The organism is Rhizobium sp. FG113, from assembly GCF_057809895.1.
In genome coordinates, this window is the sequence record NZ_JBMDKV010000037.1 from 1 (window position 1) to 21,730 (window position 21,730).

A 21,730-nucleotide genomic window follows, 5' to 3' on the forward strand; every position below is an offset into this window, starting at 1 on the left:
GACGAAAACCTGCTCCGGCAGAATGCTTCAAGCTAACCAGGAAAGGCTCTAAATCGCCTCGCCCGCCAGCAAGCGCGGGTTGCCCGCTGCCGTCGTGCCGGCGGCCTGGCCGATGAAGTAGGATTTGAGGCCCGGCAGGCGGTCGACGAGGCCGAGGCCGAAGTCGCGGGCGATGCGGATCGGCGCGAGGTCGTTGGAAAACAGGCGGTTCAGCACATCGGTGGTCACGCCCATGCGGAAAGTGTCGAAACGGCGCCAGGCCTGGTAGCGCTCCAGAATGTTGATCGAGCCGATATCGAGGCCGAGACGATCGGCTTCGACGATGGTTTCGGCGAGCGCCGCCACATCCTTGAAGCCGAGATTGAGGCCCTGGCCGGAGATCGGGTGGATGCCATGAGCGGCGTCGCCAGCGAGCGCCAGGCGCGGCGCGACGAAGGCGCGCGCCAGCGTCAGGCCGAGCGGGAAGGCGCGCTTGTCGCCCACCACCTTCAGCGCGCCGAGCTTGTGGCCGAAGCGGCGCTCCAGTTCTTCCTCGAAAATCAGATCGTCGGAGCGCACCAGTCGGTTGGCATCCGCTGTCGTTTCCGTCCAGACCAGCGAGGAGCGGTTGTCCTTCAAGGGCAGGATGGCGAAGGGGCCTGATGGCAGGAAGTGCTCCTCGGCGCAGCCATTGTGCGGGCGCTCGTGCTCGACGGTGGTGACGATGCCGGACTGGCCGTATTCCCAATGGACCGTCTTGATGCCCGCGAGATCGCGCAGGTGCGAGCGCACGCCGTCGCAGGCGACCACCAGCTTGGTCTCGATCGTGCTGCCGTCGGAGAGCGTGATCTCGGCGTGGGTGTCCAGCGTCTTCAGGCCGGTGGCACCGAGGCCATGGGTTATCTCGATGCCGAGCCGTTCACAGGCGCCGCGCAGCGCGCCCACCATCGCGACATTCGGGATCATGTGGGCGAAGGGCTTGCCGTCCTCGACTTCGCCATCGAAGGTCAGGAAGACTGGGCGGACGGGATCGGAGGTCTTGGAATCGGTGACGATCATCTTGGTGATCGGCTGCGCGGTCGGCTCGATCTCGTTCCAGATGCCGAAAACGTCGAGCATCTTGGTGGCGGCGGCGATGATGGCGGATGCGCGGGGGTCCTTGCGCCAGACGTCCGCGGGGGCTGCCTCGACCACCGCGACATCGAGATGCGGCGCCGCCTGCTTGACCGCGACAGCCATGGAGAGACCGACATAACCCCCGCCAACCACAAGCATGTCACGCATAACGCCCGTCCCGTTCTTTTAGAATATCCTATTGATCTATATAGATCATCATCGCCACACTTCCTACCTGCCGGAGCCATACAAAATGACGCGCCTCACCGAAAAACCGACCGCGATGGAAACCCTGCTCGCGACACTCGATCTGGAGCCGATAGAGGTTGATATCTTCCGCGGCACCAGCCCGCAGGTGGGATGGCAGCGTGTGTTCGGCGGGCAGGTGATCGCGCAGGCGCTGATGGCGGCGCAGCGCACCGTCGACATTGAGCGGCTGGTGCATTCGCTGCATGCCTATTTCATGCGGCCGGGCGACCCCTCGGTGCCGATCATCTACCAGGTCGAGCGTATCCGCGACGGCTCGAGCTTCAACACCCGCCGCGTCGTCGCCATCCAGCACGGCAAGGCGATCTTCGCGCTGTCGGCCTCGTTCCAGATCGAAGAGCCCGGTTTCGAGCACCAGGTCGCCATGCCCGATGTGCCGATGCCCGAGACGCTGATCGACGAGAACGAGATCGCCAAGCGCTATCTCGCGCATGCGCCGGAGGCGATCCGCAAATATTGGGGTCGCGAGCGGCCGATCGAAATCCGGCCGGTCTCGCTCACCCACTATTTCTCCGACAAGAAGCTCGATCCGCTGCAGCATGTCTGGGTGCGCGCCAATGGTCCGGTTCCCGATGACCGGCACGCCCAGGCGGCGGTGCTCGCCTATATCTCCGACATGACGCTGCTCGACACGTCGCTCTACCCGCACGGCACCTCGATCTTCGACCAGACGATCCAGGTCGCCAGCCTCGACCACTCCATGTGGTTCCATCGCCCGGTCAAGCTCGACGACTGGCTCCTTTATACACAGGACAGCCCATCCGCATCCGGCGCGCGAGGTTTGACGCGCGGTAGCCTCTATACGCGAGATGGTGTCCTGATTGCGTCGGTGGCGCAGGAGGGCTTGATTCGTAAAAGGGCAAATGACTAATTTGGGTGCAAATTTGTCGGTTTGTGTATTTTTTGAGCGATTATTAGGCAATCATTTGCCTGTTTATTGGCGCTCATAAATATCCTCCTTATTTTTCAATACCTTAACAAATCGTTTCGAATCTGGCACGGCCCTTGAATGTAAGAGGTCGGTCGCTGGTCGCAAACGGCAGTGGCAAGGAGAGTCGGCTCCGTGCCGAGGGTAACGAAGGATGGGAAACCAGATGAAAATTGTGATGGCCATTATCAAGCCGTTCAAGCTGGATGAGGTGCGCGAAGCCCTCACCGCGATCGGCATTCAGGGCCTGACCGTGACCGAAGTGAAGGGTTACGGGCGCCAGAAGGGACATACCGAAATCTATCGCGGCACCGAATACGCGGTCAGCTTCCTGCCGAAGCTCAAGATCGAGATCGCCGTCGCAAGCGAAGTCGTCGACAAGGCTGTCGAAGCCATCGCCTCGTCGGCCAAGACCGGCCAGATCGGCGACGGCAAGATCTTCGTTTACTCGATCGACCATGCCGTGCGCATCCGTACCGGCGAAACCGACGCAGAAGCGCTGTAAGTAACGGTAGAGCCAAGGAGCTTTTCTCTATGTCAATTTCGAAGTTTTCTCCCACTCTGGCGCGCCTTGCCACTGCGTCCGCAGCGCTTCTCGCGCCGGTCGTCGCCTTCGCGCAGGATGCCGCCACGACGGCCGCTCCGGCTGCTGCTGCCGCTCCGGTTCCGGACAAGGGCGACACCGCCTTCATGTTCATCTCCACGCTTCTCGTGCTGTTCATGATCCTGCCGGGCCTGGCGCTGTTCTACGGCGGTCTCGTTCGCGCCAAGAACATGCTGTCGGTTCTGATGCAGTGCACGATGGTTGCTGCCGTCATGATGCTCATCTGGGTCATCTACGGCTACTCCTTCGCCTTCGGCGGCTCCGAGAGCGCCTATTGGGGCGGAACGGCGAAGATGTTCCTCGCCGGTGTCACCAAGGATTCGACTGCTGCGACCTTCTCGCAGGGCGTCGTCATTCCTGAGTTCATCTTCGCGATGTTCCAGATGACCTTCTCGGCCATCACGCCTGCCCTGATCGTCGGCGCGTTTGCCGAGCGCATCAAGTTCTCGGCCGTGGTGCTCTTCTGCGCACTGTGGGCCACCTTCGTCTACTTCCCGATCGCTCACATGGTCTGGGACGCAAACGGCCTGCTCTTCAAGATGGGCGCGCTCGACTTCGCAGGCGGTACCGTCGTTCACATCAACGCCGGCGTTGCCGGTCTGATCGGCGCGATCATGGTCGGCAAGCGCACCGGCTTCGGCAAGGACATGATGGCTCCGCACTCGATGACGCTGACCATGGTTGGTGCCTCGATGCTCTGGTTCGGCTGGTTCGGCTTCAACGCCGGCTCCAACCTCGAAGCTTCGGGCGGCGCGATGCTTGCTACCGTCAACACCTTCGTTGCCACGGCTGCAGCCGTCGTTTCGTGGGCTGTCGTTGAAACGCTCACCCGCGGCAAGGCCTCCATGCTCGGTGGCGCTTCCGGTATGGTTGCCGGTCTGGTCGCCATCACGCCGGCTGCCGGCATCGTCGGCCCGATGGGCGCGATCATCATGGGTCTGATCGTTTCGCCGCTGTGCTACTTCTTCGTCTCCGTTGTGAAGAACAAGTTCGGCTACGACGATACTGCTGACGTCTTCGGCGTTCACGGCATCGGTGGCATGTTCGGCGCGATCTTCACCGGCATCTTCGCCAGCGCATCGCTCGGTGGTGTCGGCTATGCCGAAGGCGTTACCATGGGCGGCCAGGTCATGACGCAGATCACCGCGATCGCCATCACCATCGTATGGTGCGGCATCGGCTCGGTGATCCTCTACAAGATCGTCGACGTCATCGTCGGCCTGCGCGTTCCTGTCGAAGCCGAGCGCGAAGGCCTCGACCTCGCAACGCACGGCGAAGCCGCTTACCACTCCTAATCAAGGCTTGCGGCGCTCAAATATGAGCGCCGCTCAACAGCCCGTTGCGGCTTAATCAACACTTGAGCCGCTTTTGGCCCGGACCTTTCAAAGGTTCGGGCCTTTTTATTTTCAGTTTTTATTTTCCGGGGCATGAGCCAGACCCCGCATGGTTAACATCGCTTTAACCGTCCTTTGGTTAGGTGGAGCGGACGCATTGAGCGCGAAGCGCATTGGCGATTCGCACGCATCAGGCATTGGACGGGTACAACACATGGCAAGAAGCACATCGCCAGCAATGGATGGCCGGCCGGACCGTTTCTCCCTCTCGGGGTTCATTTTCCGGCAGGCGCAGACCCTTTTGGGGTTTGCCATCTTCATTGCGCTGGCACTGGCCGTCGCGGCATTGGCAACCTGGAACGTCGCCGATCCGAGCTATTCCTACGCCACCGGCAACGAGCCCACCAATGTGCTCGGCTATAGCGGTGCCGCCTTCGCCGATATCCTGATGCAGTTTTTCGGCCTTGCCAGCGTGGTTGCGCTGCTGCCCGTCGTCGCCTGGGCGCTGGCGCTGATTTCCGGCCGCCGCTTCACCCGCATTCCGGCGCGCGCCGCCGCCTGGGGCCTCGGCTCCGTGCTTTCGTCGGCCGTTCTCGGCTGCTTTCCGCCGCCGCTCACCTGGCCGATCCCCAACGGTATCGGCGGCGTCATCGGCGACATGATCCTGCGCTTCCCGGCGCTGTTCGTCGGCGCCTATCCAACCGGCACCTTCGCCACCGCCGTCGGCTGCATCTTCGCCGTCCCCTGCGTGTGGATGATGCTCTTTGCCGCTGGCATCGTCGGCCGCACGGAAGAGGAAGAGGCCGAAGAGGAAGAAGAGAACTACGCCGCCAGCCGCTCCAAGCTGCGCTCGGTGGGCGATGAGGACGAGGAAGACGACGAGGGCGGCTGGCTTGCCTTCGGCGCGCTGACGCATGCCTGGTACATGAGCCAGGCCCGCATGCGCCGCATGCTCGGCATGGGCCCGCGCAAGCGCAAGCTCGATGATTACGACGCGCCTTACGATTTCAACGATGACGAGTTCGGCAAGCTCAACGAGCCGGTGCGCGCCAAGGCGCCCCAACGCGGCGAGCGCATGGATCCCTCGATGGATCCGTCGATCGCTCCGCGGGCCGGTTCGCCGCGCCGCGTGGTCTCGGCGCCGTCGATCTCGCTTAACGACGATGATGACGACGATATGGGCTATGACGGCGACATGCCGCCGCGCCCGGCCGATATCCTGCCCGATGACGAGGACGACAATGGCTGGATGATGCGTGCGCCCGCCAAGCAGGCCGGCGGTCGCGCCGAGCCGCGCGTGCAGCAGGCTGCCGCTCGCCCCAAGCTCGGCGCCCGCATCGAACGCGAGCAGCAGGGCTCCTTCATTCGCCCCGAAGGCTTCCAGCTGCCGTCGATGCATCTGCTCGCGGAGCCCAAGGCCGTCGTGCGCGATTCGACGCTGTCTGCCGATGCGCTCGAACAGAATGCCCGCATGCTTGAAGGCGTGCTCGAGGATTTCGGCGTCAAGGGCGAGATCATCCATGTTCGCCCCGGCCCCGTCGTCACGCTTTACGAACTGGAGCCGGCCCCCGGCATCAAGTCGTCGCGCGTCATCGGCCTTGCCGACGATATCGCCCGCTCGATGAGCGCGATCGCCGCCCGTGTCGCCGTCGTGCCGGGCCGCAACGCCATCGGCATCGAACTGCCGAACAATATCCGCGAGACCGTCTATCTGCGCGAGATGATCGCCTCCAGAGATTTCGAGACTTCCAAGGCCAAGCTTGCCATGGCGCTCGGAAAGACCATCGGCGGCGAAGCCGTCATCGCCGATCTCGCCAAGATGCCGCATCTGCTCGTCGCCGGCACCACCGGCTCGGGTAAATCGGTCGCCATCAACACCATGATCCTGTCGCTGCTTTACCGGATGACGCCGGAGCAGTGCCGACTGATCATGATCGACCCGAAGATGCTCGAACTCTCCGTCTATGATGGCATCCCGCATCTGCTCTCGCCCGTCGTTACCGATCCGAAGAAGGCCGTCGTGGCGCTCAAATGGACCGTGCGCGAGATGGAAGAGCGCTACAAGAAGATGTCGAAGATCGGTGTGCGCAACATCGACGGCTTCAATTCCCGCGTCGAGCAGGCGCTGGCCAAGGGCGAGGCGATCTCGCGCACCGTGCAGACGGGCTTCGACCGGGAGACCGGCGAAGCGATGTACGAGACGGAAGAGTTCGACCTGAAGCCGCTGCCCTATATCGTCGTCATCATCGACGAAATGGCCGACCTGATGATGGTGGCCGGCAAGGATATCGAAGGCGCCGTGCAGCGCCTGGCGCAGATGGCGCGCGCCGCAGGTATCCATGTGATCATGGCGACGCAGCGCCCGTCGGTCGACGTCATTACCGGCACGATCAAGGCCAACTTCCCGACCCGCATCTCCTTCCAGGTGACGTCGAAGATCGACAGCCGCACCATTCTGGGCGAGCAGGGCGCCGAACAGCTTCTCGGCATGGGCGACATGCTCTACATGGCCGGCGGCGGCCGCATCCAGCGCGTCCACGGCCCGTTCGTGGCCGATGGCGAGGTGGAAGACATCGTCGCCTATCTGAAGACGCAGGGCGCGCCCCAATATCTCGATGCCATCACCGCCGATGACGACGAGGACGGCGATTACGGCGGCGGACCTTCCGGCACCGGCAATCTCGCGGATTCCGACGATCCCTACGACCAGGCCGTCGCCATCGTCCTTCGCGACGGAAAGGCCTCGACCTCCTACGTCCAGCGCCGTCTCGGCATCGGCTACAACCGCGCCGCCTCGCTCATCGAGCGGATGGAGCAGGAAGGCATCATCGGCCCGGCCAACCACGCCGGCAAGCGCGAGATCCTGGTTCCCACCGAAGGCGATATTCTCGACCGGTAAGGGCGTGCGCGCCCTTGATTCCGGCGCGCAGGTTCCGATTTATCTCGCATGTAGTGATCCTTCACGGAAACCTGATCGGCGCGAAAACGTTACCTTTGGCCGGTCGTGCTAGGACGCCATGAAGACGCCGCGTTTCGGCAGCATGCAGACTGCATAAAGGAGACTTTCATGAACCACTCCGACACATTCCTGGACCGCTTCACGCTGACACGGCGCCACATGCTGGGCGCGCTTGCTGTCGCGGCTGCGTCCACGGCGCTGCCGCTCAACGTCTTCGCCCAGGCGGCCGCGGCTGCGTCCACAAGTGGCACCGCGCAGGCGATCGCCGACCACTTCTCCTCGGTCGGCACGATGCAGGGCGAGTTCGTGCAGTTCGGCCCCAAGGGCGAGCAGACCGGCGGCAAGTTCTTCATCCAGCGCCCGGGCAAGCTGCGCTTCAACTACGACGACCCGTCGCCGATCCGCGTGATCGCCGATGGCAAGAACGTGGCGATCGGCAACATGAAGCTGAAGACCTGGGACCTCTACCCGCTGTCGAAGACGCCGCTCAGCCTGCTTCTTGCGCAGAAGATCGACCTGTCGGCCGGCTCGGTGAAGAGCGTCAAGGAAGAGTCCGACCTGACAACCATCGCGCTCGGCAACAACACTGTCTTCGGTAACTCGACCATCACCATGATGTTCGACCCGAAGACCTATGATCTGCGCCAGTGGACGATCACCGACAACCAGGGCAAGGACACCTCGGTCATGGTCTTCAACGTGAAGACCGGCGTGCAGTTCGACGACAAGGTGTTCAAGGTGCCTTACGAGGTCATCCCGGGAACGGCTGCCTATCGCGATTGATGTCAGACGACGGTGTGGTGGCTTCGCTGCCGCACCGATGGGCTTGGCGCTTGCGCAACAAACGCCCGCATAGAAAAAGGCCCGCACGAGGCGGGCCTTTGAAACAAGATCAGCAAACGTCGCTTACTTCGACAGATTGCGCTTGCCGAGCGTGCGCAGGCGCAGCGCGTTGAGCTTGATGAAGCCGGCGGCGTCCTTCTGGTCGTAGGCGCCCTGGTCGTCCTCGAAGGTGACGAGCGTGTCGGAGTAGAGCGACTTGTCGCTCTCGCGGCCGATGACCATGACGTTGCCCTTGTAGAGCTTGAGTGTCACTTCGCCCTCGACATGCTCCTGGCTCTTGTCGATCAGCGCCTGCAGCATTTCGCGCTCCGGCGAGAACCAGAAGCCGTAATAGATCAGCTCGGCGTAGCGCGGCATGATCTCGTCCTTGAGGTGCGCCGCACCACGGTCGAGCGTGATGCTCTCGATCGCACGGTGGGCCGAAAGCAGGATCGTGCCGCCGGGGGTCTCGTAGACGCCGCGCGACTTCATGCCGACATAGCGGTTCTCGACGAGGTCGAGACGGCCGATGCCGTTGTCGCGGCCGTAGGTGTTGAGCGCTGCGAGCAGCGTTGCCGGGCTCATGCGCACGCCGTTGATCGAGACGGCATCGCCCTTCTCGAAGCCAACCTTGATGATCGTGGCCTTGTCGGGTGCCGCTTCCGGCGAGATCGTGCGCATGTGCACGTATTCGGGCGCCTCGACAGCCGGATCTTCCAGAACCTTGCCCTCGGAAGAGGAGTGCAGCAGGTTTGCGTCGACGGAGAACGGCGCTTCGCCCTTCTTGTCCTTGGCAACCGGGATCTGGTGGGCTTCGGCAAACGCGAGCAGGTCGGTACGCGACTTGAACGACCAGTCGCGCCAGGGAGCGATGATCTTGATGTCGGGGTTCAGCGCATAGGCCGAAAGCTCGAAGCGAACCTGGTCGTTGCCCTTGCCGGTGGCGCCGTGAGCAATGGCGTCGGCGCCGGTCTTCTTGGCGATGTCGATCAGGTGCTTGGAGATCAGCGGACGGGCGATCGAGGTGCCGAGCAGGTAGACGCCTTCATAGACGGCATTGGCGCGGAACATCGGGAAGACGAAATCGCGCACGAATTCTTCGCGCACATCCTCGATGTAGATCTCCTTGATGCCAAGCATCTCGGCCTTCTTGCGCGCCGGCTCGAGCTCTTCGCCCTGTCCGAGGTCGGCCGTGAAGGTGACGACTTCGGCGTTAAGCTCGGTCTGCAGCCACTTCAGGATGATCGAGGTGTCGAGACCGCCGGAATAGGCGAGGACGACTTTCTTTACGTCTTTGTGCGATGCCATGATGATGAGATCCGTTGTGCCAGGAGGGTCGCGGCCAGCCGCAAGACCCGGTATCGCCGGGCACTTTTAGCGAGATTGACGCCGGACGCAAGGGCAAGGACGTCGCGGAAGCGCCCGCCGGTTAGGCTTTTCTGCGGTTTGACTTGCCCTTCGAGATTACCATATCTGGCTGCGAGCGAACAATCCCTGGCGAAAGGCCCAAGCCGTGACCGATCTCACCAATATCATCAAGCCCTCCAACGTCGCCGTCATCACCGGTGGCGCCTCGGGCATTGGCCTGGCGGCCGCCAAGCACTTTGCAAGCAAGGGCATGAACGTCGTCATCGCCGATCTCGGCGCCGATAGACTGGCGGCAGCGGCAAAGGCGGTCGCGACCGTTTCGAGCGACGACCATGTCTTGGCCGTCGAGACCGACGTCTCCGACAAGGCAGCGCTGCAGGCGCTGGAGCGGCAGGTCACGAAACGCTTCGGCAAGGTGCACGTGCTGATGAACAATGCCGGCATCGGGCCGGAAACCTCGATCTTCAGCGACGACAGCGGCTGGGACGTAATCCTGGGCGTCAACCTGATGGGCGTGGTCAACGGCACCCGCGCCTTCGGCCCCAATATGCTCGCCCATGGCGAACCGGGCCTGATCATCAACACCGGCTCCAAGCAGGGCATCACCACGCCTCCCGGCAACCCGGCCTACAATGTCTCCAAAGCGGGCGTGAAGGTCTTCACCGAGGCGCTGGAGCATGAGCTGCGCAACACCGAGGGCGGTAAGCTTTCCGCCCACCTGCTGATCCCAGGCTTCGTCTTCACCGGCCTTTCCAAGGGGTTTGGCGGTGAAAAGCCGGCGGCTGCCTGGACCGCCGAGCAGACAGTCGACTTCATGATCGAGAGCCTTGAGAAGGGCGATTTCTACATCCTCTGCCCCGACAACGACGTCGCCCGCCCGGTCGACGAGCGCCGCATGGCCTGGGCCGTCGGCGACATCATCGAGAACCGCCCGCCGCTGTCGCGCTGGCATCCCGATTACGCCGATCGCTTCAAGGCGTTTTTAGAAGGCAAGTAAGAACTGAAGCGATCGGGCCTATTAGAAGGTTTGATTGGTGCATTCCTTGAAAGCCGGATATGAGGCATTGCTTTCATAACCGGCTTTACGAGTGTGCCATGGATTTTCTGCCGAGCCTGCCGACGCTTTTGACCTTTTCCGCCGCGAGCCTGCTGCTTGCCGCGACCCCTGGCCCCGACATGACGCTGTCGATCAGCCGGGCGCTGTCGCAGGGCAAGAAGCCGGCGCTTTATGTCGTGCTCGGCACCAGCCTCGGCATCGTCGTCCACACCATGCTTGTTGCCTTCGGCATCTCGGCGCTGATCACCGCCTCGCCCACCGCCTTCCTCATCCTGAAGACCGGTGGCGCCGCCTATCTGCTCTGGCTGGCGGTGCAGGCGATCCGCTTCGGCTCCAAGCTCTCGGTCGAGAAGGTCGAGGAGATAAAGGGTACGCCGCTCTCGAATATCGCCAGCGGCTTCTGGGTCAATCTTTTGAACCCCAAGGTCATCATCTTCTTCATGACCTTCCTGCCGCAGTTCGTCACCGCAGGCGATCCAGCGGTCACGCAGAAGCTGCTCTTCCTCGGCTTCTTCTTCATCGTCATCGGCATGCCGGTGAACGCGCTTGTGGTGCTCGCTTCCGACGGATTGGCGAGCTGGCTGCAGAACAACAGGAAGGTTCTGCGCGGGATGGACTATACCTTCGCCGGCGTTTTCTCCGTCTTCGCGGCGAAGATCCTGCTCACCCAGGCGCGCTGACATCAATAAAAACCCCGGGAGCGCTTGTCGGTCCCGGGGTGAATGTCAACTTCGCTATCAGCCGATCAGCAGCGCGTCGTCGTCGAGCGTCTGGCCGCGCATCTTGCGGAACATGTCGATCAGGTCCTCGACCTGCAGATCCTTGCGGTTGTCGCCGGAGACGTCGAGCATGATCTCGCCGCCATGCAGCATGATGGTGCGGTGGCCGTAGTCCAGCGCCTGGCGCATGGAGTGCGTCACCATCAGCGTCGTCAGCTTGCGCTCCGAAACCACGCGGTCCGTCAGCCCCATCACGAACTCGGCCATCCCTGGATCGAGTGCCGCCGTATGCTCGTCGAGCAGCAGCACCTCGGAGCCGGCAAGCGTCGCCATGACAAGCGAGATCGCCTGCCTCTGGCCACCGGAGAGAAGATCCATGCGGTCCTTCATCCGGGTCTCAAGCCCGAGATTGAGCTCGGCGATGCGCTCGCGGAAATGCTCGCGCCGGCGTGGCCCGAGCGCCGAGGTCAAGCCCCGCCGCTCGCCGCGACGTGCGGCCAGCGCCAGGTTCTCCTCGATCGACAGCGCGCCGCAGCTTCCCGTCAGCGGATCCTGGAACACGCGGGCGACGAGGCCGGCGCGCGCGGCCGTCGGCTTGCGGGTCACGTCGGTGTGGCCGATCATCACTTGTCCTTCGCTGGCGAGCACATCGCCGGCGAGTACGCCAAGCAGCGTCGACTTGCCGGCGCCGTTGGAGCCGATGACGGTCACGAACGAGCCTTCCTCGATCGTCAGGTTGACGCCGTTGAGCGCCTGCTTCTGCAGCGGCGTCCCCTTGCCGAAGACGACCTTGATATCCTTGAGCGAAATCATGACGAGGCACCTCCGCGACGCAGGCGGGGAAGGACGAGCGCCACCGTGACGAGGACGGCGGTGACAAAATTGAGGTCGGAGGCCTGCAGGCCGATCACGTCGCTGGAAAGCGCCAGCTGGATGGCGATGCGGTAGAGGATCGAGCCGATGACGCAGCCGATGAGCGCGATCAGCAGGCCGCGTTTCCCGAGCAGCGTCTCGCCGATGATGACGGCGGCAAGGCCGACGACGATGGTGCCGACGCCCGAGGTTACATCAGCAAAACCGTTGGTCTGCGCGAAAAGCGCGCCGCCGAGCGCCACCAGCGCATTGGAGATCGCCATGCCGAGATAGATCTGGCGGTTGGTATCCACACCCTGGGCACGGGCCATGCGGGCATTCGCGCCGGTCGCGCGCATCGCGAGGCCGGAATCGCTCTCGAGATAGCGCCAGACGACGATGACGGCGATGACGACAAGCACGCCGACGAAGAGCGGGCGCACATAGAAATCACGCAGGCCATGGCCGAAGAACGGGCTGATCATCGTATCGGCATTGATCAGCGCCACGTTCGGCTTGCCCATGACGCGCAGGTTCACGGAAAACAGCGCGATCATCGTCAGGATGGATGCCAGGAGATTGAGGATCTTGAAGCGCACGTTGAGCATGGCGGTGACCATGCCGGCCGCAGCCCCCGCCGCCATGGCGATCAGCGCCGCCAGCCAGGCATTTACGCCTGCAATGATCAGCACCGCGGTCACGGCGGCGCCAAGCGGAAACGAGCCGTCGACGGTCAGATCCGGAAAATCGAGCACACGGAATGCGAGGTAAACGCCGAGCGCGACGAAGGCATAGACCAACCCCAGCTCCACGGCTCCCCAGAATGCGATCTGACTCAAGGCTTTTGCCCTTTCTTGTGCTGTTTCCGTGGACAAGACCCTCTCTGGCCTGCCGGCCATCTCCCCCACACGGGGGGAGAAGACCCGTGGCACCCGCCTGCCTCAATCGGGGCTCGGCGGTGCGGCTGGGTTAGCCCTCCCCCTTGTGGGGAGGGTTGGGAGGGGTCTTCATCTCTATGCGATCAGCCGCCCCCGTGCAAACGGGAGCGGCTGATCATTCAGGTCTTGATGGTGACTGTATCAGTCGATCGTCTTCGTCGCGCGCTTCAGCACGCTTTCAGGCAGCGTCACGCCCATCTTGGCGGCGGCGCCCTTGTTAATGACGAGATCGCTGCCGGCGGCGACCTTGACCGGGATATCGCCGGGGTTCTCACCCTTCAGGATGCGAACGACGATTTCGCCGGTCTGCTTGCCGACGTCGTAGTAGTTGAAGCCGAGAGCGGCGACCGAGCCGCGCGAAACGGAATCCGTGTCGGCGGTGAAGAGCGGCAGCTTGGCCTCTTCGGCAACGGCCACGGCACCCTCTAGCGCCGAGATGATCGTGTTGTCGGTCGGGATATAGATCGCATCGGCACGGCCGACGAGCGCGCGGGCGGCACCCTGCACTTCGGCGGACTTGGTGGCGGCGGATTCGACGACCTTGAGACCGGCCTTTTCAGCCTCGACCTTGAGAACCGCGAGCAGCGATACCGAGTTCGCTTCACCGGAATTGTAGAGATAGCCGATGGTCTTGGCGTTCGGCAGGATTTCCTTGATCAGCGCCACATGCTCGGCAACCGGCGACATGTCGGAAAGGCCGGTGACGTTGCCGCCGGGCTTGTCCATGTTCTTGACCAGCTGCGCGCCGAGCGGATCGGACACGGCGGTGAAGACGACGGGGATGTCGCGGGTCGAAGAGACCACGGCCTGCGCCGAAGGGGTCGAGATCGGAACGATCACATTGGGGCCGTCACCGGCGAACTGGCGGGCGATCTGGGCTGCGGTCGCGGGGTTGCCCTGCGCCGACTGGAACACGAACTTCAGGTTCTCACCTTCCTTGTAGCCGGCAGCCGTCAGCACATCGAGAACACCCTTGCGGGCAGCGTCGAGCGCCGGATGTTCGACGATCGCGGTGACCGCAACGGTCACGTCTTCGGCTTTTGCGGGAAGGGAAAGGGCAAGGGTCGCGGCCACGGCAGCGAGCAGAACAGAACGCATGGGTATCCTCCAATTATGATTTTGGGCCGCTTGTAGGAAAAGCGGCCCTTAAAATCAATCATTAGAAGATGCTGAGAGGATCAAACTTGCTGATCACTCGCGCAAGCGTCAGTCGTCCGAGCCGTGGTTGGCGATCATCATCGCCTCGAAGGCCAGGCGCTCGGTCTTGCGCATGCGTTCCGATTCCGACTTCAGCTGGCCGCAGGCGGCGAGAATGTCGCGGCCGCGCGGCGTGCGGATCGGCGAGGCATAGCCGGCCGAGTTGATGAAATCGGCGAACTTCTCGATCTGCGCCCAGTCGGAGCACTGGTAGTTGGTGCCCGGCCAGGGGTTGAACGGAATGAGGTTGATCTTCGCCGGCACGCCCTTGAGCAACTGGATCAGCCCCTTGGCGTCCTCAAGGCTGTCGTTGACGTCCTTCAGCATCACGTACTCGAAGGTGATGCGACGGGCGTTGGAAAGCCCTGGATACTTGCGGCAGGCGTCGATCAGCTCCTTCAGCGGATACTTCTTGTTGATCGGCACCAGAATGTCGCGCAGGTCGTCGCGCACGGCATGCAGCGAGATCGCCAGCATGACGCCGATCTCGTCACCGGTGCGGAAGATTTCCGGCACGACGCCCGAGGTCGAGAGCGTCACCCGGCGCTTGGAGAGCGATAAGCCATCGCCGTCGGTGGCGATCAGGAGCGCCTGCTTGACGCTGTCGAAATTGTAGAGCGGCTCGCCCATGCCCATCATCACGATGTTGCTGACCTTGCGGCCCTCGGCCGGCATGATCGTGCCCTGCGGCGCTTCGCGATCCGGGAAATCACCCAGCCGGTCGCGGGCGAGCAAGAGCTGCGACAGGATCTCCTCCGCCGTCAGGTTGCGCACCAGGCGCTGCGTGCCGGTGTGACAGAAGGAACAGGTGAGCGTGCAGCCGACCTGGCTGGAGATGCAGAGCGTGCCGCGGCCTTCTTCGGGGATATAGACCGCCTCGATCTCGACCGGGCGACCGGCACCGCGCGCCGGAAAGCGCAGCAGCCACTTGCGGGTGCCGTCGTTGGAGACCTGCTCCTCGACGATCTCGGGTCTTGCGATGGTGAAGTGCGTCTTCAGCGTCTCGCGCATGTCCTTGGAGATATTGGCCATGTGATCGAAGTCGGAGACCCCGCGCACATAGATCCAGTTCCAAAGCTGCGCCACGCGCATCTTGATCTGCTTTTCCGGCACGCCCTTTTCGCGCAGCGCGGCGCCCATCTCCTCGCGGGTGAGGCCGATGAGTGACGGCTTCGGCAATGCTTCGCCGCGCGCCGGCTGGTTGCCTGCGGGCTTGAGAACGGTCATCGCATCCATGACGGACATTTAATCTAATCCCGAATTCAACATGCGATCCTCCCGATAGTCCGAATGACTGGCGGGCGGAGCGGGCATGAAGGCAGAAAGTGAATGCGGAACTTGGCGGCCGAGCCGCGATCCATCCGCTGTTGTGCGCGCCTTTAGCATCATTTTTGCCATCCGTCACTATAGATGGAAACGACGAAGGCCGGCGCAAGGCCGGCCTTCGAAAATCAGGCGCGTGTCGCCGGCGCTTACTTGCAGCTTTCAATCTGCTTCAGCGAAGCCGAGATGCCGGCCAGCGAATAGCTGTAGGAGGTCGCCGTGCCCTTGCGCGAGGTGGCGTTGACGGTCATCGAGTGGCCGCCCTTCATGGCGGCGACCAGCGCCGGCTCCTGCGCGGCGTTCTCGACCCAGCCGGCCTTGTCCTTGGTGAACATCACGAAGGTCTTGTTGTCGATGACGACGTTGATCTTCGAGGCGTCCTTGACGGTGTAGCCCATCATCGCCTGCGGCTCGTAGGAGATGTTCTGGCCCGGGCGCTGCGAGACGATGAAGAAGTTTTCGCCGTGGTCGATGCCGGCGGGCTTCTTTTCGGTCGGCACCGAGAGGACGTAGCAGACGGTGCTGTTGCCCTGCTTGTAGGAATAGGCGCCCCAGGCCTGGAACTGCTGGATGCGGGTCGGCGCGGTGGAAGCGGCGGCGGCTGGCTGCTGCGCGGCGGCTGCGGGCTTCTTGGACTGTGCGGATGCGATGCCGGCGCCGGCGAGAACGAGGGAAAGGGCGAGTACGGTACTTTTTACAAACATGGATATTCCTGCCGGTTCTTGCGATTCGAGCCCGAGCGAGCGGGCGGCGCATAATCACGATCTGCTTTATTTTGACTTAATTCAGGTTACCAAAGCGTCAACGCAGGCCGCGAGAAGTCCGTGCCTGTGCCATTTCCACCCGGGTGTCAATGTTGAGCGCCGGATTAACGCTCGGGATGATGTAGTCCGGAAATGATCTGAAACCATCGCTCTTAAGGAATTTAAGACATAAAGATAACGGCAAGAGTTTGACGTTTCGAAAAACCGATGTACGTGAATAAGGACTGGAAATCCGTCAAGGATTTCATCGAGCCAGGGGGCTTTCGAACGGAATGGACGCCGAGGACAAACAGCGCTTCGCTGCCCTAGCTGGGGCTGTGGCGGAACGCCGCGACCAGCAGGCGTTCGCCATCCTGTTCGACTATTTCGCCCCACGCCTGAAATCCTGGCTTCTCAGACAGAAAATGACCGCAAGCGAGGCCGAAGAGCTCGTCCAGGAGGTCATGATCGTGCTCTGGCACAAGGCCGATCTCTACGATTCGAGCCGCTCGTCGCTCTCCACCTGGCTCTTCCGCATCGCCCGCAACCGCCGCATCGACCTGCAGCGCCGCGCCCGCGCCCGCATCCTCGACGAGGACGATCCTGCCCTCCAGCCGACCGCCGAGATCGGCGCCGACGAGCTGGTCGCCAATGGCGATCGCGATGCACAAGTTCGTGAAGCGGTGAGCCAATTGCCCGAAGAGCAGCGCGAAATGCTCCGCGCCGCCTTCTTCCTCGGCCAATCCCACTCCGAAATCGCCGAATCGACCGGCCTGCCGCTCGGCACCGTCAAATCCCGCATCCGGCTGGCCTTCGGCAAGCTGAAGAAGATGCTGGAAGCGGAAAATGCGTGAGCCGAACCGCCATCGCGCTCTTGCAACGAAGGGAAGAGTAGTATCAGATGCCTTCATCCACAGATGGAGGTAATCACATGCGCCGTCACATGTTCGAAGCCAATGGAGCCACTCCCGTAGCCATGAACATGTTGTGCGATGCGAACACTCAATCTTGGAATCCTGGCGCATGTAGACGCCGGAAAGACTAGTCTCACCGAACGCCTGTTGTTTCACGCCGGTGTCATCAAGACGCTTGGCGGCGTCGATACCGGCGACACCCAGACCGACACCTTGCAGCTGGAGCGCGACCGCGGCATCACCATCCGCTCGGCCGTGGCGTCGTTCAGCGCGCGAGGCACGCGGATCAACCTTCTGGACACCCCGGGCCATCCCGACTTCATTGCCGAAGTCGAGCGCGTGCTCGGCGTGCTTGACGGCGCGGTGCTCGTCGTCTCCGCCGTCGAGGGCGTGCAGGCGCAGACCCGCGTCCTGATGCGTGCCCTTGCCCGGCTGAAGGTGCCGACCGTCATCTTCGTCAACAAGGTCGATCGGCGCGGCGCCGATGGCGGGGCAGCACTTGCCAATCTCCGCGACCGCCTGACGAAGGACCTCGTGCCGATGGGAACCGCCAGCGCAGCAGGAACGCCGCTCGCAAGCTTCGACCCCGGCGTTTGGCATGACCGCGACTTCCGCGCCAGCGTTCTGCAGGCGCTCGCCGAGCGCGACGACGACCTGCTTGCCGCCTTCGCGGAGGATCGCGTCGTGGAGGCCGGAACGCTACGGGAACGGCTGGCGCGGCAAACCGCCGATGGCCTGATCTTCCCGGTGTACTTTGGCTCGGCCATAACAGGCGCCGGGATAGAGGAGCTGATTGACGGCATCACCGATCTTCTTCCAGCGCCGATACCGCCGATGGATGGCCCGGTCTCGGCAACCGTCTTCAAGGTCGAGCGAAATGCGGCGGGAGAGAAGCTCGCGCTGCTTCGTGTGGTCTCAGGCGCCCTGCGCGTTCGCGACCGGATCCCGATCGCCCACAAGGAGAACCGCGTCACCGATATCGAGATCTTTGCCGAAGGGCGCGTGAGACGCAGCGACGTCGCCCAGGCGGGCGATATCGCCAGAGTGAGAGGTCTCTCGGACATCAAGGTCGGGGATTGGATTGGAGACCGCGCCGCGGCCCCGCAAAGGCAGTTCGCACCGCCCATGCTGGAAGCGGCGATTGTGCCGGATGACAAGGCCGATGCTCCTGCGCTGTGGAAGGCCCTGTCCCAGCTCTCGGAACAGGACCCGCTGATCAATCTGCGGCAGGGCGACGGCGAGGACGGTCTTTCGATATCGCTCTATGGCGAGGTCCAGAAGGAAGTGGTCGAGCACACGCTGAAGGCGGACTACGGCCTTTCCGTACGCTTCCTCGACACCTCCCCGATCTATGTCGAGCGCATCCTCGGCGTCGGAAACGCCATCGAGCACGCGCCCGATCCGTTTCTGGCAACGATCGGGCTTCGTGTCGAAGCGAGCGAAAGCGAAGGCCGGCATCGGCTGATCTTCGAGGTCGAGCCGGGTGCGGCGCCTCCATTCGCCTTCAAGGCGATCGACGAAACCCTCGAAGCCGCGTTCGGCCAGGGCGTTCATGGCTGGCAGGTGATCAACGCCTCGGTTTCAATCACCGAGATCACAAGGCTCCGAAAATGGACGACAAGCACCCCGTCGGACCATCGCAACCTGACGCCTCTGGTGCTGGCGCAGGCGTTGCGGATCGCCGGAACCGAAGTCTGCGAGCCGATCGACCGTATCACGATCGACATGCCCGCCGACGCGCTGCCGCGTGTGCAAAGCCTGCTGATGCGCCTCGACACCGCGCTCGAACCGCCGGTCGCCAGCGGAGAGATGATGATGCTGGCCGGCACGATCGCCGCCATCAACGTCCACGACGTCCAACGCGCTTTGCCGTCGCTGACAAGCGGTCTCGGGACGATGGAAACGGAGTTTTCAGGCTATCGGCCGGTCAGGGGCGCGGCACCGACGCGCCGTCGCTCGGGCCCGAACCCATTTTCCCGCAGCGAATATCTGGCGCAGTTGAAAGGCGCGCGCCAAGTGTGAAGGGTCAGCGTAAAAGGTCAGCGTGACCGGCCGGCGAACAGTCGGCCTAAACCGTCTTCATATCCTCGGGCCGCACGCGATCGGGCACGTCTTGCAGCGCCTTGTCGGCGGCTTCGTAGTGGTTGGGGCGGATGTGGCGGTTGACCATGGCGAAGGCGGCCGATAGCACCGCGATGTCGTCGGTGAAACCGATGCCGACAAGCACGTCGGGGATCATGTCGACGGGCAGCACGAAATAGCCGAGTGCGGCGAGCAGCGTGCCGCGCACCTTGAGCGGTGTCTCACGGTCGAGCGCGCAGTAATAGGCGGCCACGACATCGCGCGAGAAGGGGATCTTGCGCGCCGCCTTGCGGAAGGTCGGCCAGAATTTCTGCCGAACGCTCTTCTCCCGCCGCTCCTGCGTTTCTTCATCGCCCGGCAGCAGGATTTCACCGTATTTGACGTCGTCCATGTCCAGTTGGCCCTTTATGTTCCACTTGGCCCTTTTGAGGTCAGGCCAGAATATGGGGGGTCTTCAGCCGCGATTCAATCGATCCGCCGCGCCGCCGCCTTCTCCATCAGGCCGGCCAGCTTGAAATCGAGCTCCGTCAGCCCGTCGGCCGAATGTGTGCTGAGCGTCACATCCACCTTGGAGTAGACGTTGAACCATTCCGGATGATGATCGAGCTTTTCAGCTGCAAGGGCCGATTCCGTCATGAAGCCGAAGGCCTCGACGAAGTTCTTGAACTTGTAGCTCTTGGTGATCGACTTGCCGCCGTCGCCAAGCGACCAGCCGTCGAGTTTCGCCAGTTCATCGCTAATCGCTTGGCGTTCCAGTTTGTCCCGTTTCATGCGATTGTCCTTTGCGTTCACCATGGGTCTCTTATGAAACGCACCAGTATCCTGTTTGTTTGCATGGGCAATATCTGCCGTTCGCCATTGGCCGAAGGCGTCTTCAGCCACCTCGCCTCCGAAGCCGGCCTCTCCCACCGCTTTCTTGTCGATTCCGCCGGCACTGGTAGCTGGCACGAGGGCGATGAGCCCGACAGACGGTCGATCGCGACCGCCCGCCATCACGGCATAGACATATCAGCTCAGCGCGCGCGGCGCATCCGCAGAGATGATTTTGCCGATTTCGATCTGATCATCGCCATGGACCGCAACAATGTCGCGGCCTTGAAGGCGCTCGATCCCGAGGCTCAGAACATCCATCTGTTCGGCGATCTGGCGCTCGGGAGCGGAGAGGATATCCCCGATCCCTATTATGGCGGCGTCGATGGCTTCGAGGCCGTTTATGCCAGGCTCTTGGCCGGCTGCAGGAAGCTGTTGTCGACGCTCGGCGCAGACAGTGCCTCGCGCAGCGGGAACACCTCTTCCGTCAGATAAGGCCCACCGCCGACCGAATCGCGCGACGACAGAAGCACGAAGCGCGGCACGGTGAAGGATGCGGTCTGGAAATTGCCGCGTCCGGCGAGATAGTGCACGACATCGTCGACGCGCGAGGATTTCAGCCGTGCCAGCGTTACATGCGGTGTGAACTTGCGCGGATCAGGAGAAAGGCCGATCCGCTGGCAGATCCGCTCGATTTCGGCCTGCAGGGCATACATTTCGGGATTTTGCGTGACACCGGCCCAGACCGAATGCGGCTTCTTGGAACCGAAAGCGCCGATACCGTCGAGCTTGATCTGGAATTCCGGCCTGTCGATGCGGTCGAGCCGGTCGACGATCTCGTCAGCGGTGCGATTATCGACATCACCGATGAAGCGCAGGGTGATGTGGTAATTTTCCACATCGATCCATCGGGCGCCAGGGAGACCACCGCGCAACAATGACAGGCTCATCGCCGCATTGCGCGGAATTTCGAGGGCGGTAAACAGTCTCGGCATAACGAGCACTCCCCGAATCTTTTGCAGGTGCTCACACGGAATCACGCATTGACCACGTGCGCAAGTCCCTAATTCTTCACAGTCGGCAACGTTCCAATGAATTGTGTGATTGCAGGTTCCATCTTTTGAACCATGGTATCCACGCCTTTGGAATTGGGGTGCATGCCGTCTTCCAGCTTCAGCGACGCATCGAGAACGACGCCATCGAGGAAGAACGGATAGAGCGTAAGGCCATGTTTTTTGGCGAGTTTCTCGTAGATCGGATTGAACCGCGCCGCGTAGTCGCCGCCCATGTTCGGCGGCGCCATCATGCCGGCGAGGAAGACCGCGATGCCGCGTTCCTTGAGCCGGGTAATCATTTGGTCGAGGTTCTTCTCACTTTGTTCGGGCGCTATCCCCCGCAGCGCGTCGTTGGCGCCGAGCTCCAGAATGACCCCATCGGTGCCATCCGGCACCGACCAGTCGATGCGCGAAAGCCCGCCTGTCGTGGTGTCGCCGGAAACGCCTGCGTTCGCCACCGTAACATCGAGCCCCTTCGCCTTCAGCGCCGCCTGCAGTTTCTCAGGAAAGCCGTCGCCGGGCGGCAATTGATACCCTGCCATCAGGCTGTCGCCGAAGCCGACGAGATTGATCGTGCGCGCCTGCGCTGAAACCGAAAGCATCACCGAAAAGACGATGACAGCGATGTGAAGACCCGCAACTTTAAATCTCATTCCATTGTCC

The 21,730-nt window shown here is 62.5% G+C and carries 21 protein-coding genes; 10 read left to right on the forward strand and 11 right to left on the reverse strand.

The genetic code is table 11. From position 1 onward, the window contains the following. Positions 1 to 48 precede the first annotated feature (48 nt). Positions 49 to 1,263, reverse strand: a complete 1,215-nt coding sequence (locus tag ACODTZ_RS34930; RefSeq protein WP_112982808.1) for a ubiquinone biosynthesis hydroxylase — start codon at positions 1,261 to 1,263, stop codon at positions 49 to 51. An 85-nt stretch (positions 1,264 to 1,348) separates the two neighbouring features. Here ACODTZ_RS34930 and tesB point away from each other — a divergent pair, with 85 nt between their 5' ends. From tesB to ACODTZ_RS34955, 5 genes are all read left to right on the forward strand, one after another. Beyond that, a complete protein-coding gene (gene tesB / locus ACODTZ_RS34935; protein ID WP_113009373.1) occupies positions 1,349 to 2,233 on the forward strand; it encodes an acyl-CoA thioesterase II in 885 nt (294 codons plus the stop codon). A gap of 211 nt (positions 2,234 to 2,444) precedes the next feature. Beyond that, the gene (locus ACODTZ_RS34940) at positions 2,445 to 2,795 is read left to right on the forward strand and encodes a P-II family nitrogen regulator (RefSeq protein WP_489031783.1); all 351 of its coding nucleotides are present in this window, start codon (positions 2,445 to 2,447) and stop codon (positions 2,793 to 2,795) included. Positions 2,796 to 2,824: 29 nt separating this feature from the next. Beyond that, a complete protein-coding gene (locus tag ACODTZ_RS34945) occupies positions 2,825 to 4,189 on the forward strand; it encodes an ammonium transporter (RefSeq protein WP_047508890.1) in 1,365 nt (454 codons plus the stop codon). Positions 4,190 to 4,442: 253 nt separating this feature from the next. After that, the gene (locus ACODTZ_RS34950; protein WP_489031786.1) at positions 4,443 to 7,127 is read left to right on the forward strand and encodes an FtsK/SpoIIIE family DNA translocase; all 2,685 of its coding nucleotides are present in this window, start codon (positions 4,443 to 4,445) and stop codon (positions 7,125 to 7,127) included. 168 nt (positions 7,128 to 7,295) lie between these two features. Beyond that, entirely contained in the window at positions 7,296 to 7,970 is a 675-nt protein-coding gene (locus ACODTZ_RS34955) for an outer membrane lipoprotein carrier protein LolA (protein WP_112982805.1), read from the forward strand. 123 nt (positions 7,971 to 8,093) lie between these two features. On the opposite strand, the gene ACODTZ_RS34960 is transcribed toward ACODTZ_RS34955, so the two are convergent. Further along, entirely contained in the window at positions 8,094 to 9,317 is a 1,224-nt protein-coding gene (locus ACODTZ_RS34960) for an argininosuccinate synthase (RefSeq protein ID WP_112982804.1), read from the reverse strand. Between the two features lie 205 nt (positions 9,318 to 9,522). On the opposite strand from ACODTZ_RS34960, the gene ACODTZ_RS34965 reads away from it, so the two are divergent. Together ACODTZ_RS34965 and ACODTZ_RS34970 are read left to right on the forward strand one after the other, a co-directional pair. Continuing rightward, entirely contained in the window at positions 9,523 to 10,374 is an 852-nt protein-coding gene (locus ACODTZ_RS34965) for an SDR family NAD(P)-dependent oxidoreductase (RefSeq protein WP_489031788.1), read from the forward strand. Positions 10,375 to 10,472: 98 nt separating this feature from the next. Next, the gene (locus ACODTZ_RS34970) at positions 10,473 to 11,114 is read left to right on the forward strand and encodes a LysE family translocator (protein ID WP_489031790.1); all 642 of its coding nucleotides are present in this window, start codon (positions 10,473 to 10,475) and stop codon (positions 11,112 to 11,114) included. A 57-nt stretch (positions 11,115 to 11,171) separates the two neighbouring features. On the opposite strand, the gene ACODTZ_RS34975 is transcribed toward ACODTZ_RS34970, so the two are convergent. The 5 genes from ACODTZ_RS34975 to ACODTZ_RS34995 all read right to left on the reverse strand — a co-directional run bounded on the left by ACODTZ_RS34975 (position 11,172) and on the right by ACODTZ_RS34995 (position 16,167). Next, entirely contained in the window at positions 11,172 to 11,966 is a 795-nt protein-coding gene (locus ACODTZ_RS34975; RefSeq protein WP_018902278.1) for an ABC transporter ATP-binding protein, read from the reverse strand. After that, on the reverse strand, positions 11,963 to 12,844 hold the full coding sequence (locus tag ACODTZ_RS34980; protein ID WP_037181912.1) for an ABC transporter permease: 882 nt from the start codon (positions 12,842 to 12,844) through the stop codon (positions 11,963 to 11,965). Before ACODTZ_RS34980 ends, ACODTZ_RS34975 begins: the two co-directional genes overlap by 4 nt. A 240-nt stretch (positions 12,845 to 13,084) precedes the next feature. Next, positions 13,085 to 14,041: an ABC transporter substrate-binding protein gene (locus ACODTZ_RS34985; RefSeq protein WP_111562622.1), complete on the reverse strand. Its 957-nt coding sequence runs from the start codon at positions 14,039 to 14,041 to the stop codon at positions 13,085 to 13,087. 108 nt (positions 14,042 to 14,149) lie between these two features. Continuing rightward, positions 14,150 to 15,385 carry a dual-specificity RNA methyltransferase RlmN gene (rlmN, locus tag ACODTZ_RS34990; RefSeq protein WP_018902275.1) on the reverse strand — a complete coding sequence of 412 codons (1,236 nt, stop codon included), beginning with the start codon at positions 15,383 to 15,385 and terminating at the stop codon, positions 14,150 to 14,152. Between the two features lie 227 nt (positions 15,386 to 15,612). Next, complete coding sequence (locus tag ACODTZ_RS34995) at positions 15,613 to 16,167, reverse strand: invasion associated locus B family protein (protein ID WP_018902274.1); 555 nt, start codon at positions 16,165 to 16,167, stop codon at positions 15,613 to 15,615. A gap of 332 nt (positions 16,168 to 16,499) precedes the next feature. Between ACODTZ_RS34995 and ACODTZ_RS35000 the strand changes: the two genes are divergently transcribed. Both ACODTZ_RS35000 and ACODTZ_RS35005 read left to right on the forward strand, forming a co-directional pair. Continuing rightward, positions 16,500 to 17,060, forward strand: coding sequence for a sigma-70 family RNA polymerase sigma factor (locus ACODTZ_RS35000; RefSeq protein WP_489031794.1), 561 nt, complete (start codon positions 16,500 to 16,502; stop codon positions 17,058 to 17,060). A 138-nt stretch (positions 17,061 to 17,198) separates the two neighbouring features. Beyond that, entirely contained in the window at positions 17,199 to 19,142 is a 1,944-nt protein-coding gene (locus ACODTZ_RS35005) for a GTP-binding protein (RefSeq protein WP_489031796.1), read from the forward strand. A gap of 46 nt (positions 19,143 to 19,188) precedes the next feature. Here ACODTZ_RS35005 and ACODTZ_RS35010 read toward each other — a convergent pair whose 3' ends face one another. Then, positions 19,189 to 19,593 (reverse strand): YkvA family protein, encoded by a 405-nt coding sequence (locus tag ACODTZ_RS35010; RefSeq protein ID WP_489031798.1) that lies wholly within the window; start codon positions 19,591 to 19,593, stop codon positions 19,189 to 19,191. Between the two features lie 74 nt (positions 19,594 to 19,667). Next, positions 19,668 to 19,973: a 4a-hydroxytetrahydrobiopterin dehydratase gene (locus ACODTZ_RS35015; RefSeq protein WP_489031800.1), complete on the reverse strand. Its 306-nt coding sequence runs from the start codon at positions 19,971 to 19,973 to the stop codon at positions 19,668 to 19,670. A 33-nt stretch (positions 19,974 to 20,006) separates the two neighbouring features. Between ACODTZ_RS35015 and ACODTZ_RS35020 the strand changes: the two genes are divergently transcribed. Then, entirely contained in the window at positions 20,007 to 20,507 is a 501-nt protein-coding gene (locus ACODTZ_RS35020) for a low molecular weight protein-tyrosine-phosphatase (RefSeq protein WP_489031802.1), read from the forward strand. On the opposite strand, the gene thpR is transcribed toward ACODTZ_RS35020, so the two are convergent. Further along, entirely contained in the window at positions 20,414 to 21,007 is a 594-nt protein-coding gene (gene thpR / locus ACODTZ_RS35025) for an RNA 2',3'-cyclic phosphodiesterase (RefSeq protein ID WP_018902269.1), read from the reverse strand. The two genes, ACODTZ_RS35020 and thpR, sit on opposite strands and share 94 nt — an antisense overlap. Positions 21,008 to 21,075: 68 nt before the next feature. Then, a complete protein-coding gene (locus ACODTZ_RS35030; RefSeq protein WP_489031805.1) occupies positions 21,076 to 21,720 on the reverse strand; it encodes an arylesterase in 645 nt (214 codons plus the stop codon). Between the last annotated feature and the right edge of the window lie 10 nt (positions 21,721 to 21,730).